Below are 14,649 nucleotides of genomic sequence, written 5' to 3' on the forward strand. Positions count from 1 at the left end.
GTTTCAGGGAAGCAAACGGCGGATGGAGAGGATGGCCATCTCCGCACGGTTTTCATTTGAGGAATTGGCCGACGCAGATAAGGTGCTGCATCTGAGCGGCGCTTCGGGAGGACTGGATGGCCGATACCATTGAATTTCTAAAGCCCGATGCTGGCATTCTTGATCGGCGTGACCGGATCGTGGCCGAACTGTCGGAACTCCTGCCCAAGGAGCGGCTGATCCATCGGCCAAGAGAGCTGGTGCCTTTCGAGACCGATGGGTTTCTGGCCTATCGCCGCCAGCCGCTCTGTGTCGCTCTGCCTGAAACGACGGCGCAGGTGGCGGCCGTGATGCAATATTGCCATCGCCATAAGCTGCCAGTCGTGCCGCGCGGCGCGGGAACCTCGCTTTCTGGCGGCGCGATCCCCCAGGAGGATGCGGTGGTGATCGGCCTGTCGGCCATGACCCGAATTCTCGACATTGATTTCATGAACCGCACCGCCACCGTGCAGGCTGGTGTGACCAATCTGGCGATCTCGGAAGCAGTTGGGCCGCAGGGGTTTTTCTACGCGCCCGATCCTAGTTCGCAGCTGGCCTGTACGATTGGCGGCAATATCGGCATGAATTCCGGTGGTGCGCACTGTCTGAAATATGGCGTGACCACCAACAATCTTCTCGGCGTAAAGATGGTGCTGGTCGATGGCACGGTGATTGAACTGGGCGGCAAGGCACTCGATAGCAGCGGTTACGATCTGCTTGGCCTGATCTGTGGTTCGGAGGGGCAACTGGGCATTGTCACTGAGGCGACCGTGCGGCTGTTGGCCAAGCCGGAAGGTGCACGTCCGGTCCTGTTCGGCTTCGATAGCGCCGAGGCCGCCGGTACCTGCGTTGCCGATATCATTGGGGCTGGCATCGTGCCGGTGGCGATGGAATTCATGGACAAGCCCGCCATCGAAATTTGCGAGGCCTTCGCCCATGCCGGTTATCCCATGGATGTCGAGGCACTGCTGATTATCGAGGTCGAGGGATCGGACGCCGAGATGGAGGCGACGCTGGCCGATATCTGCGAAATCGCCCGCCGCCATGGGGTGAAAACCATCCGCGAAAGCCAATCGGCAACGGAAGCAGCCCTGATCTGGAAAGGTCGCAAATCCGCCTTCGGGGCGACGGGCCGGATTGCCGATTATATCTGTATGGATGGCACGGTGCCGCTCAGCCAATTGGCCTATGTTTTGAAAAAGACCTCGGAGATCATTGACCGTTACGGCCTGCGGGTTGCCAATGTCTTTCATGCCGGTGACGGCAATATGCATCCTCTGATCCTCTACAATATCAACGATCCCGAAGATGCCGCCAAGGCGGAGGCGGCAGGCAATGAAATCCTCAAGCTTTGCGTCGATGCCGGTGGCTGCCTGACCGGCGAGCATGGTGTCGGCATCGAAAAGCGCGACCTGATGCGCCATCAGTTTTCCAAGGCTGATCTTGACCAGCAAATGGCGGTCCGAGCGGCTTTCGATCCCGATTGGCTGCTCAACCCCAGCAAGGTCTTTCCACTGGAGGGCCGGGCGTGAGCGCGTTTTTGGCACCGCAAACGGAAGATGAGGCTGCGGCAATCATCGCCGAGAGCGCTACGACGGGCAGGGCGCTTGCCATCAAGGGTGGCGGTACGCGCGCAGGCTTCGGCAATCGCCTTGAGACCGATGCGATACTGTCATCCAGCGGGCTTTTCGGGATTGTTGCCTATAATCCGGCAGAAATGGTGCTGACGGCGAAAGCCGGGACGCCGATGGCTGAGATCGAGGCGGCGGTGACTGAGAAAGGCCAGTCGCTGGCCTTTGAACCGCCGGATCATCGCGGTTTGATGGGGACGACAGGGGAGCCGACGATTGGCGGCGCCTTCAGCGTCAATGCTTCCGGTCCTCGGCGCTTTGTGGCAGGCGCGGCGCGCGATCACCTGCTGGGTGTTCGCTTCGTCAATGGCAAAGGCGAGGCGATCAAAGCAGGCGGGCGGGTGATGAAGAATGTCACCGGGCTCGATCTGGCGAAGCTTCTGGCCGGTTCACACGGCACGCTTGGGTTTCTGACGGAAGTCACCTTCAAGGTTCTGCCGCGTCCGCGCCTGACACAAACCGTTGTGGTGTCAGGTCTTGACGACGCGGCTGCCGCCCATGCCATGGCCGTCGCGCTTGCCATGCCGGTCGAGGTGACAGGCGCTGCCCATCTCCCGGAACTTGTTCGACCCCGCCTGATCGGCGGAAATCTACCGGATGGGCCAGCCACGGTATTGCGGCTGGAAGGCCTGCCTGCCTCGGTGCGCGAGCGGACGGAAAAGCTTTTAGCGGTGATGGAACGGCTTGGACCCGTCACGCTGCTGGATGAGCCGCAAAGTCTTGTTGTTTGGCGGGAAATCCGCGATGTACGCCCCTTCGCGGCCATGTTGGACAAGCCTGTCTGGAAAGTATCCGTCGCACCGACCGCAGGCCATCACCTGGTCGCTGGCCTACGCCTGCATGCGGCTATCGATGCCTTTTACGACTGGCAGGGCGGTCTGGTCTGGATGCAGATGGAGGCGGATACCGATGCAGACCTTGTGCGTGCCGGCATCAAAGCCCTGGGCGGCGGCCATGCGACTTTGATACGCGCCAGCGATACACAAAGGGTGTCGGTTGCTGCTTTTGAGCCGGAAGAGGCAGCCGTTGCATTGTTGTCGCAGCGGTTGCGGGGAAAATTCGACCCGTCGGGGATATTTGATCCGGGATTCACGGGCGCAAGGTTGGCCAGTTAGCGAGCAGGAAGCGGTAGATAATGCAGACGAATTTCACGCTGGCCCAACTTGCCGATCCAAAAACCGCTGAAGCCGAGAGAATCCTGCGCCGTTGCGTGCATTGCGGCTTCTGCACCGCGACCTGTCCCACCTATGTCACGCTTGGCAATGAGTTGGACAGTCCGCGCGGGCGCATCTATCTGATCAAGGATATGCTGGAAAACGGGCGGGCGGCGGATGAGGAAATCGTCACGCATATCGACCGATGTCTGTCCTGTCTGGCCTGTACGACGACCTGTCCCTCCGGTGTCGATTATATGCATCTGGTCGACCATGCGCGCAACCATATCGAAAATACCTATAAGAGGCCGCTTGCCGACCGGTTGATCCGTAAGCTGCTGGCGGCGGTGCTGCCTTATCCGGGGCGCATGCGGGTGGCGCTGGCCTTTGCCCGGCTCGGACGCCCCTTTGCGCCACTGATGGAGCGTGTTGCCGCCTTGAAGCCTATGGCGGCGATGTTGCGACTGGCGCCTCAGGATGTGCCTTATCCATCGCCTGTGTCGCGTCCGGGTTTGCATTCGGCGCGGGGCAATCGCAAAGGCCGGGTGGCGCTTCTGACCGGCTGTGCCCAATCGGTGCTTGATCCCGGTATCAATGACGCGACCGTTGCGCTCCTGACCCGGCTGGGTATCGAGGTCGTCGTTCCCAAGGGGGAGGGCTGCTGCGGGGCGCTGGTGCATCACATGGGGCGTGAGACGGATGCGCTTGCCGCGGCCCGGCGTAATATTGATGCCTGGATGGCTGAGATCGGCTCGGGTGAGACAAGCGGCCTGGATGCCATCGTTATCACCACATCCGGTTGCGGCACGACCATCAAGGATTACGGCCATATGCTGCGCCATGACCCGGTCTATAGCGCCAAGGCCGCACGGGTTTCTGCGTTGGCCAAGGACGTGAGCGAGTACCTCGCCAGTCTGGATCTGCCGCAGCAGGCGGATAAGGGCGTGACCGTTGCCTATCATTCCGCCTGTTCGCTGCAACACGGCCAGAAGATAACGGCCCTGCCGAAATTACTGTTGAAAACGGCAGGGTTTACGGTGCGTGATCCGGCGGAAGGGCATTTATGCTGCGGCTCGGCTGGAACCTATAATATTCTCCAGCCGGACATTTCGCAGCAATTGAAAGCCCGCAAGCTGCGCAACATCCAGGCGGTCAATCCGGATGTCGTCGCTGCTGGTAATATTGGTTGTATGACCCAGATCGGTTCGGGAACCGACATCCCTGTCGTCCACACTGTCGAATTGCTCAACTGGGCGTTTGGCGGAGAAAAACCCCAGAAATTAAAGGATTTATAATCGCAGTATGCAAGGATCGGTTTTTTAGCAACCCTGTTGCTGGGTCCTGTCTGGAGGGCGGGCGATGATAAACCGATTTGTATTGATCCTGAATGAAGCCGTGGTGATTTTGGCGTGCCTGACACCAGGGGCAGAGGCCATGGATCGTTATTATTGCGCGGTGGATGATGGCCAACTGAAATTGTCGATAGAGGCCGCTTTCAAGGAAGAGCCAGGCTGGCCGCTGGGAAATCTTCGTGGTGTCATGGTGTTCAAGCCGGGGCAGGGCGTGTCGGGCGAGGATAGGACAGTGACCGGCGCGGTTCGGCTTGCCATGGCTGACATGGTGCAATCCAGACGTGACGATCGGAGCTTTCAGCTTCGCACCTCCTCCACCTCAGGCGATGGTGGGGAAATGATGAGTGTCGACATAGTGTTGAAGGCCAGCATGCAGGGAGAGGATATCAACCGTTTTGCCGGCAGCTATGCCGTGACCGTGCGCCCGCAAGGCAACACCCATCCCGCTGCCGCAGTGGAGCGGGATGGTGCGTTGAATTGCAAACGTTTCTGATCAGGTCAGCTCGATCAAGATGAGCCTCACACTGGGCGCGGCGGAATATTCAGACCCTTTTGGCTGGCGGGACGGGCTTCACCGCGAGCGGCCCAATCCATGACGGCGGGATAATTGGAGAGACCAATCACCTCGGCGGCTTCATAACCAGCGGTAATGCACCGCACCCACGGCCAGGTGGCGATATCGGCAATGCTGTACTCGTCACCGGCAAGCCAGGGACGATGCGCAAGCTCTGCTTCGAGTACGGACAGCAAGCGACGGGTTTCGTCGCGGTAACGCTCCGTCGGGTAGGAATTGTTGGCGACCTTATCGGCGGCATATTTGTGGAAATGGCCGAACTGGCCAAACATCGGCCCGACGCCGCCCATCTGGAAGAACAGCCATTGCAGGACGCTGTAGCGGCTGGGGCCGTCCTTCGGCAAAAGCCGTCCGGTCTTTTCGGCCAGATAGACCAGAATTGCACCCGATTCGAACACGCCAAGCGGTTTTCCATCAGGTCCATGCGGGTCGAGGATAGCCGGGATGCGGCCATTCGGATTGAGCGAGACGAATTCTGGCGACTTCTGCGAATTGTCGGAAAACGTCACCAGATGCGCCTCATAGGGCAGATCCAGCTCTTCCAGCGCAATCGATACCTTGACGCCATTTGGCGTCGGCAGCGAATAGAGCTGAATGATCTCTGGATTTTGGGCAGGCCAGCGCTGGGTGATCGGGAAGGAAGAAAGGTCAGTCATGACAATATCCTAATGAATGCCAGGGTGTCGAAGATGGTGTTTGTTCTCAAATTGTGAACGATACGTCAATTATTGTCCACCTATCTGAAACAGTAGAGATGTGGGAAAACGGCTTCACAGTTTTCTAACCAATTTGCGTCCCGCAGTCATCACACTGGAGCCTCCCATGTCAAATACCAATAACGCGATCCTTCTGCTCGCCAGAATTCTTCTCTCCTTCATCTTCATTCTGTCTGGCTTTGGCAAACTGACCGATCCGGCTTCCACGGCCGGCATGATCACGGGCGCTGGACTGCCTGCTGCGACGGCTCTGGCCTATCTGGCTGGTGCGTTTGAGTTGATCACCGGTCTTTCAGTTCTCGTTGGCTTTCAGACGAAGATCGTCGGCTGGGCCTTGGCGTTGTTTTGCATCTTCACCGGCGCTGTCTTCCATAGCGGCACGGTTGCCGTTCCCGGCTGGCCGGATGCAGCACTCGGCTGGATCAACACGCTGAACGGCATCATGATGATGAAGAACTTCACCCTTGCTGGCGCTTATATCCTGCTGGCAACGGTTGGAGCAGGCGCCTACTCGCTCGACGCCCGTCGCGGTGGTAAGCTGGCTCTTGCCTGATATGCAGGTGGCTATTCAATATAGCCGATAAAAGTTTCCTGTATCGAGCGGCTCTTTAAAGCCGGGATAAATACAAAGGCCCGCCGGAGCGATCCGACGGGCTTTTTGCTTTGAACGGCATGCTGTTATGGATCACGGTCATCGGCTGGTAATTTGTCAGGGAAAGGAACCCCTGTTTTCCCTGACAAACTCTAAACAGCCTTAGCCACCGTGAGGGCCGGAGCAAACCTTAGTGAACGGATTGCAGACCCCTGCGTTTGCTAGGGTGAGTGTTTCACCAGTGCCCAAGAACAACGATACAATAAGAAGTGCTTTCATATGGTATTTCATCATTACCCCCAGATATGATAAAATGAACAATCACGGAAAAATTAGAAAAGTTATTGCATGTTAAATACATGGAAATAACGCTCATTTATATTTTGTTGTAAAATATAAATTCATTTATCATCATTTTTCCGTGTACATCATTTAGGTTTTTATTTTTGCGGGAGTCAATTATTTATTATGATTGAAATATCATTATTTGATATTTTTTCCATAAATACATACTGAAAATGTCGTAAAATAGATATTTTAAATCAATTTAGTCGTCAATTTGCGCCATAAAATAATTTCATATAAAAACGATGATGCGATATTTCAAAATTAAATAATTATCAAAAATTATATTCTTTATTTTTTATATATTCAGGTTGAATAAACATGTATTTAATTATATTTAGTGAAATATAAATTTTTCCGAAAAAAAGCCCAGCGTCTATTCAGACCCTGAGCTTTTACGTCATTATTGAATTTGGGAAATGTTGGAAGCAGTCGACTACATTATGTTTGCTCTGATAATTCAGAGTGCGCTTCTGACAGCGTCGATGATTTTGCCAATCTGAGCATTGCCTTCATGCTCGGGCTTGCGGGCGCGAACCAGGCACGCTTGTGAGCGCAGGATGATGCCATCACTCAACACTTTCAGGTGGTTTGCCCGCAGGGTTGAGCCGGTGGAGGTGATGTCAACGATTATGTCGGCCTGGCCAGCGGCGGGTGCGCCTTCGGTGGCACCCAGGCTTTCGACGATCCGGTAAAGCTGGATACCATGCTGGCGGGAGAAGAACTGCTGGGTCAGGCGCCAGTATTTCGTGGCTATCGCCAATCTTCGGCCATGGCGGGCGCGAAATTCCTGCGCCACATCCCCCAGATCAGCCATGCTGTCCACGTCCAGCCAGATGTCAGGCACGGCGACCACCACATCGGCGTGGCCAAAACCAAGCCGTGCGGCGATTTCGACGCGCTTGTCGGCATCCGCCAGCTCTTCACGGATCAAATCTTCACCGGTGACGCCGAAATCGACGGTGCCATTGCCGATTTCGCGGGAAATTTCCGAGGCGGAAAGATAGGCAATCTCGATATCCTCGCCTTCGACCCGGCCGCGATAGGAGCGGTCATTGCCGACAGCGGTAATGGTCAGCCCTGCACGGGCAAAAATCGCCGAGGCGTCTTCCTTCATCCGGCCCTTGGAGGGCAATCCGATGGTAATGGTCATCAGCGCGCCCTCGCCAGTTCGATGCGGTCCAGCCACAGCGAGAAGCCGACGGCGGGAATGGTGTGTTTCGCACCGAGCAGGGTCAGCAGCCGGTCGAACCGTCCGCCACCGGCCAAAACGGCGGTTTCGCCGGAGAGCGCCACTTCAAACACCAGCCCGGTATAATAATCCAGTGGTCGGCCAAAGGCGGCGCGATAGGTGATCCGGGAGAGATCCACGCCAAGGTCGGCCAGTGCGGCGATCCTTGCCTCAAATCCGTCAAGAGCCGCACCCAGCGACAGACCTGCGGCATCAGCAAAGCCCGCCAAGGCTGCGGTGGCTTCGCTCAGCGGCAATTCCAGCGACAGGAACTCGCGCAGCAGCAACAGGGCCGCGCCATCCAGCCGGGTTTCCGCCAGCGCCAGCTTTTCCTTCAGCCGAGCGGCAATTTCGCGCGGGCTGCGGCTGGCATTTGTTGAATAGCCGGTGTCTTCCATGGTCCGGTCGAGATGGGCGATCAGCCCGGCTTCGTCGCCCGACGATAGCAGCGCTTCCACAGCGGGATCGAGACCATGCGCCGTTTGCGGGCTGGCCAGGGTTTTCAACAATTGATCGAGATGGGTGCTGTCGCCAAACGCCTGGATCAGCCGTCTTTGCCAACCGGAGGGTAGACCCAGTGTCTTGACCACCGCCTCAAACACCGCCTGATCGCCGAGCATCACGGTCAGAGGCCGTCCGGGCAGCAGCTTGTGCAGAATGCCGATGGCATCATTAATGGCGCGGGCATCGGCGCGGGCCGTGGCTGGCTCGCCAAGATCTTCAATACCGGCCTGATAGAATTCATTGCCGCCTTCGCGACGCTGACGAAACACTTCACCCAGATAGGCGTAGCGTTTTGGCGTGCCGGTGGCGTTTTCGATATGGCTGAGACAGACGGGAATGGTGAATTCCGGTCGCAGACACAGGCTTTCGCCAGTCTCGCTTTCGGTAAGGAAAATTCGGCGGCGCAGATCCTCGCCCGCCATATCCAGAAACGGCTCGGCTGGCTGGATAACCGGGGTATCGACCCTTGCTGCGCCACGCGCGGCAAAGTCATCAAGGAGAGCACCGGCGAAATCCGGCATGTTTATCAGAGGCATTGACTATCCCGGTCAGTTACGCATGCATTCGGGATAATCCGAACACCACCCTTTGACTGCTATGTCAATGATGGGTCTGACTATGCTGCCATTTTTTATAGGCCAGCAGGCCCCCGGCCAGAACCAGCAGGCCAAGCGGCATGACAGTGTAGATCTGCTCAAAACTTGTCACTGTTTCATCTCCAGAATAGAGAACCTACCAGTTTGGCAGGGAAAAGTGGACCCCGGTTTTCCCGAAAAGACAAACGATAACAAAAGAATCGATCGTCTCTGAGGTTCGGAAAGCATAGTACACGCCGCAAACGTTTTTCGGCTTCGCCGCCCCCTCATCCGGCTGCCGCCACCTTCTCCCCGATGGGGAGAAGAAACCTGCGGCATCCTTGTGCCTTCTCCGCGCAGCAAAAGCGGTTTCCCGCAGCCTCACGATGAGGCTCAGTGCTGTCGTGTTGACCTCTTCTCCCCAGCGGGGAGAAGTCCCCGGCAGGGGGATGAGGGGGGCGAAGCCAATTCATCAAGTGACGTCGTGTTGCCAGAAAAATCCAGAAGACGAAGCCAAGCAGCGGTAATTTATGATCACCATTGGGCGAGAGACTGCTGGCGGCTATCGGCGCGGCCACGCCGACCGTAAGGCAGACGGTTGACAGCCGGTCGAACCACGAGGCTTCGAGCTTTTTCATCTCGTTCCATTGCGAAACTGGAATGGGGGCGCTGTCTTGCAAAGCTGTCTCCGTGGCCTGCGCTGCCGCTTCAGATTACCGGAGCTAGAGCGGGGCGTCACCCCGCAAACGCCTTGGTTATCGTCAATCCTCAGGCAAATGACGGCCCTCTGAGAGGGTCCAGTTTATTGACAAACTCCGATCTCGGCATTTCGTCACCCTCGGGCTTGTCCCGAGGGTCTGCTGTCTCCGAATAAGTCTTTGACGTTGATGGATTAAATTATCGTGCTTAGATGCTCGGCACAAGGCCGAGCATGACGTTGAGGATACATGCAAGGGCTTTGTCAGCAGTCTGGGCCTATCCGAGGGTCTGGTGTTGTCTCAAGAATTGCCGCACGCGCTCAAGGGCGTCAGCCGGATCGGACCGGCGGTGGTATTCTTCGAGAATGATCTGTTCGATCTGCTGACGGATGGTCCGGCGCCCCAATTCTTCGCTATCGGGCAGGGTGCGGTTCTGTGGCAGCAGGGCGTGGCGGGCTTCCTCTAGTCGGGTTTGAAGGTTGGTTGCCGCGTCAAGAATGGTGACGTCGATGATCTCCGCCGAGTCTTCCGGGCGCTGTGGCGGTTGGTAAATTGCGGCTTGGGGTGGTGTTCCCGGTCTCTCCCGCCTGTAGCGCAGCAGCAGGGCCAACACGCTGATCGCAAAAACCGGCGGTGTCACGATGACCAGCGCCTTGATCCAGTCGGATGAGGATTGCCACGTATCGAAAAGATCGGCCCAGAGGTTGTAATCGGCCATTGTCCATTGCCTCCCACGCTTGAAAACCAAGCGATCGCCAGAGAACGGTCTCTGGCGATCGGGGAGGTAGAAAAGCCGCACAGAAACGACCGCCCTGGCCTTTAAGCCGAAGCTCTGGACATACGCCAAGGCCTCCCCGACCATAGAAGGATGGAGAGTGGACCATATAGACATAGCCCACCGCCTCAGCCACAAACCTATGGCTGAGGGGTGTCTTTATAACGACCGACACGGGCCGTTCTGCGCGGAGTTTCTACGCTCCGGGATCGGTGCGTTACAACCGATCCTGAACTGGTTCTAGCGTATAAAGAGTGGACGGGGAAGGGGGCCAAATACCCGGAGGAGAGAGAGATTTAGTTGCAAATGTTAAATTAAACAGGTGATATGCTCTACAGCGCTGCGCGCCATATAAGAGTATACGACGCACCTTGATGAATTGGCTTCGCCCCCTCATCCCCCTGCCGGGGACTTCTCCCCGCAGGGGAGAAGAGGTCAACACGACAGCACTGAGCCTCATCCTGAGGCTGCGGGCAAAGGCGTTTATCAGCTTTTGCCGCGCGTATAAGGCACAAGAGGATGCCGCAGGTCTCTTCTCCCCATCGGGGAGAAGTCCCCGGCAGGGGGATGAGGGGGCGGCAAAGCCGAGAGACGTTTACATCGTGTCCTGTGATATGGCGCACGAAGGGTTCGTTGTATCAATTGCCATGCCTCGTTTATCGCGGACTGTTCAATTGACATATCGATGAACGCACCCGATATACGGGTGGGAAGCAAGACGATGCAGATCCAGTTTTACCGATTGTTATCTGTCGGGTTGTAAGCTGTTTGCAATCGACAAATGCCCGTCGATATTGTATGCGTCGGGAACATTTATTGCACGGTCATGTTGATTTGATATGTGCAAAGTTATGGAGGCTAAAATGGCCGTCTCATATACCGCGAATTTCCAGTTAGCACTTAGCACCGATGTGAATGATCTTAAGGCTTCGACGGCCATTCAAGACCGCGATGATTATGGCAACATTGGCTCTGAGGAATTCGAGCGCCGTATCAAGGCCGAAAATGATAAGCGCTACGGCGATGTTATTCGCAATGCTGCATGGGAACCAACCGGCGAGGCCGGCTGGTAAGTGCCTGAATTTGCATTTGATGACTATTATGATGTTGCGGCGGTCGGAATTCCGACCGCTTTTTCTATAGTCTGGTGCCGTTTCCCCTATCAAGAACAGCCAGACAAGCCAGGGCAGGATCTGCGACCCTGCCTGGTCAGGCGATCCTTTAAAGCTGAAATCGAATGCGATGGCAAAAAGGTTCTGGCTGGCCTGATCGAGACGGTATACGGCACGAAGCAAATCGACAAATTCCCTCCGCCCAGAGGGTTCCACATTCACAGAGAAGAAGACAAGCAAGAACTCGGACTGATTTACGATACGGTCTTCCAGCTTGATAATGTTCTTCGGTTGGCTTGGACTCGGTCCTTTTTCGGACCGGACAAATCCGGAAAATTGCATGGAAAACGCTTAAACAAGCGGCTGCAAGATGAGCTCAAGGCCCAGTGGCTGGAGTTCGTCAAACGTTGATGCTGTGAAAGTGTGGAGTTTGATGGCTGCATTGTGTGTTTTTTCGGCAGAGTAAAATTTAGAGCATCGGTCCGATGCTCTAACATAGTACACGACGCAAGCGTATTGATATGCCGTTTACCCCCTCATCCCCCTGCCGGGACCTTCTCCCCGCTGGGGAGAAGAGATGCGAGGCAGCGTTTTGTTCTTTCAACGTTAATTTGAGCTTCAGTGCAATCAGCTTGGTCTCTTCTCCCCAGCGGGGAGAAGGTGGCGGCAGCCGGATGAGGGGGTGGCGAAGCCCTGAAATCTTTGCGTCGTGTACTCTGATGCTCTAAAGTGTCGTGTTTGTGGTTCAGTCTGAACTGAAAGACGCAATGCGTAATTCCTTAAACCCTCTTCGATTTGAGGAATTAAGTATCACTTCGCCCGCGCCCGATCGTCCGCCTGGGCGGCCAGAATTTCCTTCACCTTGGCAACCAGCTCTGCTTCCGGCACAACGATCTGCGCCACCCGGGCTTCGCGCCATTCGGTATTGTCGGTGATTTCGCCCGACAGACGCTTGCCTTCGATCAGGTCCTTGATTTGCACCACGCCCTGTTCGCGCTCATCGCCGCCCTGAATGATGGCGATGGGGGAGCCGCGACGGTCGGCATATTTCAGCTGATTGCCGAATTTCTTCCAGTTGCCCTGATACATCTCAGCACGAATGCCTTCATTGCGAAGCGCCTGGGTAAAGCGCTGATAGCGCCCCATGCTCTCCACATCGCCATCCATAACCGTGATCAGAACCGGCGCGATCACCTCGTCAGCACCCAGCTTGCGCAGGTTTTTCAAGGCCGTCATCAGGCGGGAGACGCCAATGGAAAAGCCGGTGGCCGGAACGGGCTGGCCCATGAAGCGCGACACGAGCCCATCATACCGCCCACCTCCGCCAACTGAGCCGAAGACGACCTTTTCGCCTTTTTCATTGGTAACGTCGAAGGTCAGTTCGGCTTCGTAGACGGGGCCGGTGTAGTATTCGAGGCCGCGGACGACGGATGGGTCGATGCGGATACGTGTTTCGTCATAACCGGCATCTTGGAATATTCTTAACATAGAAAGCAACTCTACGACCCCCTCCATGCCCTTTTGCTGACCCTTGCAAGCAATGTTCGCATTTAAAAGGGCCATTAAACTAGGATTTTCAGATGGTGCGCCAAAAAATTTTGCCAACCCAATTTCATTATGACTTCTTAATACGTCGTCCCAATTTTGAATTATTACATCAGGGTTTCCTTCGAAGAAACCAACAGTGCCATCTTCCTTCAAATAGCTGCAACGGTATGAATTTCCTGGCGCAAAAATTGATAGCAGAGAATCTGCTTGCTGTTCGGTTAAGCCTACGCCTTTGGTAAAGTCACCGCTCTCGTCTTTTCTTCCATTTGTAAGGAGAAGCTTTACGCCGCCAGTCCCAAATTTATCGAACTTGTCTAGTGACCTGAGTGTCTCTAATCTTTTGAAGTCTGGGACCTCTGCTGCATCAAGAACGCCATCCAAAAGCTTGCGATTATTCACCCGGATCACGTAATCGCCGCGCTGGATGCCCAGTGCTTCCAGCGTATCGGCCATCATCATGCACATTTCGGCATCAGCCTGCACGCCCGGCGCGCCGACGCTGTCGGCATCGAACTGCATGAACTGGCGGAAGCGGCCCGGACCGGGCTTTTCATTGCGGAACACATAGCCAGCGCGGTAGGTGCGGTAGGGCAGCTGGATTTCGTTAAAGTTTTCAGCGACATGCCGGGCGAGAGGCGCGGTCAGGTCGTAGCGCAGGCTCATCCACTGCTCGTCATCGTCCTGAAGCGAGAACACGCCTTCGTTGGGGCGGTCGCTGTCGGGCAGGAATTTGCCGAGTGCATCGGTATATTCAAACAGCGGCGTTTCCACGGGATCGAAGCCGTAGCGCTCATAGACTTCGCGGATTTTCGCGGTCATCTCGTTGACGGCGCGGATATCATGGGCTTCCCGATCCACAAAACCACGCGGCAGGCGGGCTCTCAGTTTCTGGGGCTTTTTGGTCTTTTCGCTCATGATCGGCACCGAATGCTAGGGGAGTGTGTGTTGCGGCTGTCTTAGTGGATGACGCCTTGAGCGGCAAGGCCGAAGGCTGGTTTCGGCCCGACGCCGATGCTATAGGCCGGGAATGATCCTCGAAGCGCTGAATTACGCGGCAACATGGTGGGTGACGTCGAAAGCGCATCGGCCTTATATCCGCTATTCCATCAATCTCTGGTCGCGCGCCCGCCGCTGCGCCAGCGATTGGGCCGAGCATGAGGGTAATTGCAAGCGGGCGATCCTGCATGCGGCGCAGCCGATCATGCCGCGTCGCACGGTTGTCGTGCTTGGCTCCGGCCTGCTGCGCGATGTGCCTATTGTCGAGATGTCGCGGGCCTTCGATACGGTCGTGCTGGTGGATCTGGTGCATGTCGCCAGCGTCCGGGCCTGGGTGGTGATGAAGGGGCTGAAAAACGTCCGTTTTATAGAGCGCGATCTCTCCGGTTACGATGCGCTGAAACAGGGAGAGGTGCCGGAACCGCTGGATTTCCTGCGCCGCGTTCCCTGGCTTGATCTGGTGGTCTCGGCCAATCTTCTTTCCCAGATCGGCATGGGCGCGAAAAAGCGGCTGGCCGGGGAGGCGGTGGGGGCAATGCCTCACGATAGCGTGGCCCAGCTGATCCGCGCCCATCTTGACGGGTTGGCGCAATTGCCCGCCCGCACCTGTTTGCTCACGGATATTTCCTTTTCCGTCATCGACCGCAATGGCGTTTTACGCGAGGAAACCGATCTTCTGGCGGGCGTTGCGCCGCCTGAAGCAGAGCAGGTTTGGGATTGGCCCGTCGTGCCGTTGGGGGAAGAGAGCAAGGACTACCGGATTCTCCATAAGGTCATATATGCTTCCTCAGGTTGATTCGAATTATTGCTGACATGAGCCATTTGGGG

The 14,649-nt window shown here is 56.3% G+C and carries 13 protein-coding genes; 8 read left to right on the forward strand and 5 right to left on the reverse strand.

Features of this window, described 5'->3' with window-relative positions; translation table 11 throughout:
* Nucleotides 1-116: 116 nt before the first annotated feature.
* The 4 genes from AVI_RS20695 (at nucleotide 117) to AVI_RS20710 (ending at nucleotide 4,648) form a co-directional block, all read left to right on the forward strand.
* Nucleotides 117-1,550: an FAD-linked oxidase C-terminal domain-containing protein gene (locus tag AVI_RS20695; protein WP_012654093.1), complete on the forward strand. Its 1,434-nt coding sequence runs from the start codon at nucleotides 117-119 to the stop codon at nucleotides 1,548-1,550.
* Nucleotides 1,547-2,764 carry an FAD-binding protein gene (locus AVI_RS20700; protein WP_012654094.1) on the forward strand — a complete coding sequence of 406 codons (1,218 nt, stop codon included), beginning with the start codon at nucleotides 1,547-1,549 and terminating at the stop codon, nucleotides 2,762-2,764. The genes AVI_RS20695 and AVI_RS20700 overlap by 4 nt, the downstream gene beginning before the upstream one ends.
* Nucleotides 2,765-2,784: 20 nt before the next feature.
* Nucleotides 2,785-4,098 carry a glycolate oxidase subunit GlcF gene (gene glcF, locus AVI_RS20705; RefSeq protein WP_041698584.1) on the forward strand — a complete coding sequence of 438 codons (1,314 nt, stop codon included), beginning with the start codon at nucleotides 2,785-2,787 and terminating at the stop codon, nucleotides 4,096-4,098.
* Nucleotides 4,099-4,162: 64 nt separating this feature from the next.
* Nucleotides 4,163-4,648: a hypothetical protein gene (locus tag AVI_RS20710; RefSeq protein ID WP_041698586.1), complete on the forward strand. Its 486-nt coding sequence runs from the start codon at nucleotides 4,163-4,165 to the stop codon at nucleotides 4,646-4,648.
* A 26-nt stretch (nucleotides 4,649-4,674) separates the two neighbouring features.
* Here the strand turns inward: AVI_RS20710 and AVI_RS20715 are convergent, their stop codons facing one another.
* Nucleotides 4,675-5,385: a glutathione binding-like protein gene (locus AVI_RS20715; protein ID WP_012654097.1), complete on the reverse strand. Its 711-nt coding sequence runs from the start codon at nucleotides 5,383-5,385 to the stop codon at nucleotides 4,675-4,677.
* Nucleotides 5,386-5,551: 166 nt separating this feature from the next.
* On the opposite strand from AVI_RS20715, the gene AVI_RS20720 reads away from it, so the two are divergent.
* Nucleotides 5,552-5,998: a DoxX family protein gene (locus AVI_RS20720; RefSeq protein WP_012654098.1), complete on the forward strand. Its 447-nt coding sequence runs from the start codon at nucleotides 5,552-5,554 to the stop codon at nucleotides 5,996-5,998.
* An 844-nt stretch (nucleotides 5,999-6,842) separates the two neighbouring features.
* Here the strand turns inward: AVI_RS20720 and hisG are convergent.
* The 3 genes from hisG to AVI_RS20740 all read right to left on the reverse strand — a co-directional run bounded on the left by hisG (nucleotide 6,843) and on the right by AVI_RS20740 (nucleotide 10,108).
* The gene (gene hisG / locus AVI_RS20725; RefSeq protein ID WP_012654099.1) at nucleotides 6,843-7,535 is read right to left on the reverse strand and encodes an ATP phosphoribosyltransferase; all 693 of its coding nucleotides are present in this window, start codon (nucleotides 7,533-7,535) and stop codon (nucleotides 6,843-6,845) included.
* Nucleotides 7,535-8,653, reverse strand: coding sequence for an ATP phosphoribosyltransferase regulatory subunit (locus AVI_RS20730; RefSeq protein WP_012654100.1), 1,119 nt, complete (start codon nucleotides 8,651-8,653; stop codon nucleotides 7,535-7,537). The genes hisG and AVI_RS20730 overlap by 1 nt, the downstream gene beginning before the upstream one ends.
* Nucleotides 8,654-9,667: 1,014 nt before the next feature.
* A complete protein-coding gene (locus AVI_RS20740) occupies nucleotides 9,668-10,108 on the reverse strand; it encodes a hypothetical protein (protein WP_012654102.1) in 441 nt (146 codons plus the stop codon).
* Nucleotides 10,109-11,028: 920 nt separating this feature from the next.
* On the opposite strand from AVI_RS20740, the gene AVI_RS20745 reads away from it, so the two are divergent.
* Both AVI_RS20745 and AVI_RS20750 read left to right on the forward strand, forming a co-directional pair.
* Nucleotides 11,029-11,238, forward strand: coding sequence for a hypothetical protein (locus AVI_RS20745; RefSeq protein WP_041698588.1), 210 nt, complete (start codon nucleotides 11,029-11,031; stop codon nucleotides 11,236-11,238).
* Nucleotides 11,239-11,688 (forward strand): hypothetical protein, encoded by a 450-nt coding sequence (locus AVI_RS20750; protein WP_012654103.1) that lies wholly within the window; start codon nucleotides 11,239-11,241, stop codon nucleotides 11,686-11,688.
* Between the two features lie 399 nt (nucleotides 11,689-12,087).
* On the opposite strand, the gene hisS is transcribed toward AVI_RS20750, so the two are convergent.
* A complete protein-coding gene (gene hisS / locus AVI_RS20755) occupies nucleotides 12,088-13,740 on the reverse strand; it encodes a histidine--tRNA ligase (RefSeq protein ID WP_012654104.1) in 1,653 nt (550 codons plus the stop codon).
* Between the two features lie 112 nt (nucleotides 13,741-13,852).
* On the opposite strand from hisS, the gene AVI_RS20760 reads away from it, so the two are divergent.
* Nucleotides 13,853-14,617: a hypothetical protein gene (locus AVI_RS20760; protein ID WP_012654105.1), complete on the forward strand. Its 765-nt coding sequence runs from the start codon at nucleotides 13,853-13,855 to the stop codon at nucleotides 14,615-14,617.
* The last annotated feature ends 32 nt before the right edge of the window (nucleotides 14,618-14,649 follow it).

The organism is Allorhizobium ampelinum S4 (assembly GCF_000016285.1).
Taxonomy (GTDB): domain Bacteria; phylum Pseudomonadota; class Alphaproteobacteria; order Rhizobiales; family Rhizobiaceae; genus Allorhizobium; species Allorhizobium ampelinum.

Coding starts and splice junctions, on each gene's coding strand:
- AVI_RS20695 (WP_012654093.1), top strand. CDS start 117: ATGGCCGATACCATTGAATTTCTAAAGCCCGATGCTGGCATTCTTGAT.
- glcF (WP_041698584.1), top strand. CDS start 2,785: ATGCAGACGAATTTCACGCTGGCCCAACTTGCCGATCCAAAAACCGCT.
- AVI_RS20710 (WP_041698586.1), top strand. CDS start 4,163: ATGATAAACCGATTTGTATTGATCCTGAATGAAGCCGTGGTGATTTTG.
- AVI_RS20715 (WP_012654097.1), bottom strand. CDS start 5,385: ATGACTGACCTTTCTTCCTTCCCGATCACCCAGCGCTGGCCTGCCCAA.
- AVI_RS20720 (WP_012654098.1), top strand. CDS start 5,552: ATGTCAAATACCAATAACGCGATCCTTCTGCTCGCCAGAATTCTTCTC.
- hisG (WP_012654099.1), bottom strand. CDS start 7,535: ATGACCATTACCATCGGATTGCCCTCCAAGGGCCGGATGAAGGAAGAC.
- AVI_RS20730 (WP_012654100.1), bottom strand. CDS start 8,653: ATGCCTCTGATAAACATGCCGGATTTCGCCGGTGCTCTCCTTGATGAC.
- AVI_RS20740 (WP_012654102.1), bottom strand. CDS start 10,108: ATGGCCGATTACAACCTCTGGGCCGATCTTTTCGATACGTGGCAATCC.
- AVI_RS20745 (WP_041698588.1), top strand. CDS start 11,029: ATGGCCGTCTCATATACCGCGAATTTCCAGTTAGCACTTAGCACCGAT.
- hisS (WP_012654104.1), bottom strand. CDS start 13,740: ATGAGCGAAAAGACCAAAAAGCCCCAGAAACTGAGAGCCCGCCTGCCG.
- AVI_RS20760 (WP_012654105.1), top strand. CDS start 13,853: ATGATCCTCGAAGCGCTGAATTACGCGGCAACATGGTGGGTGACGTCG.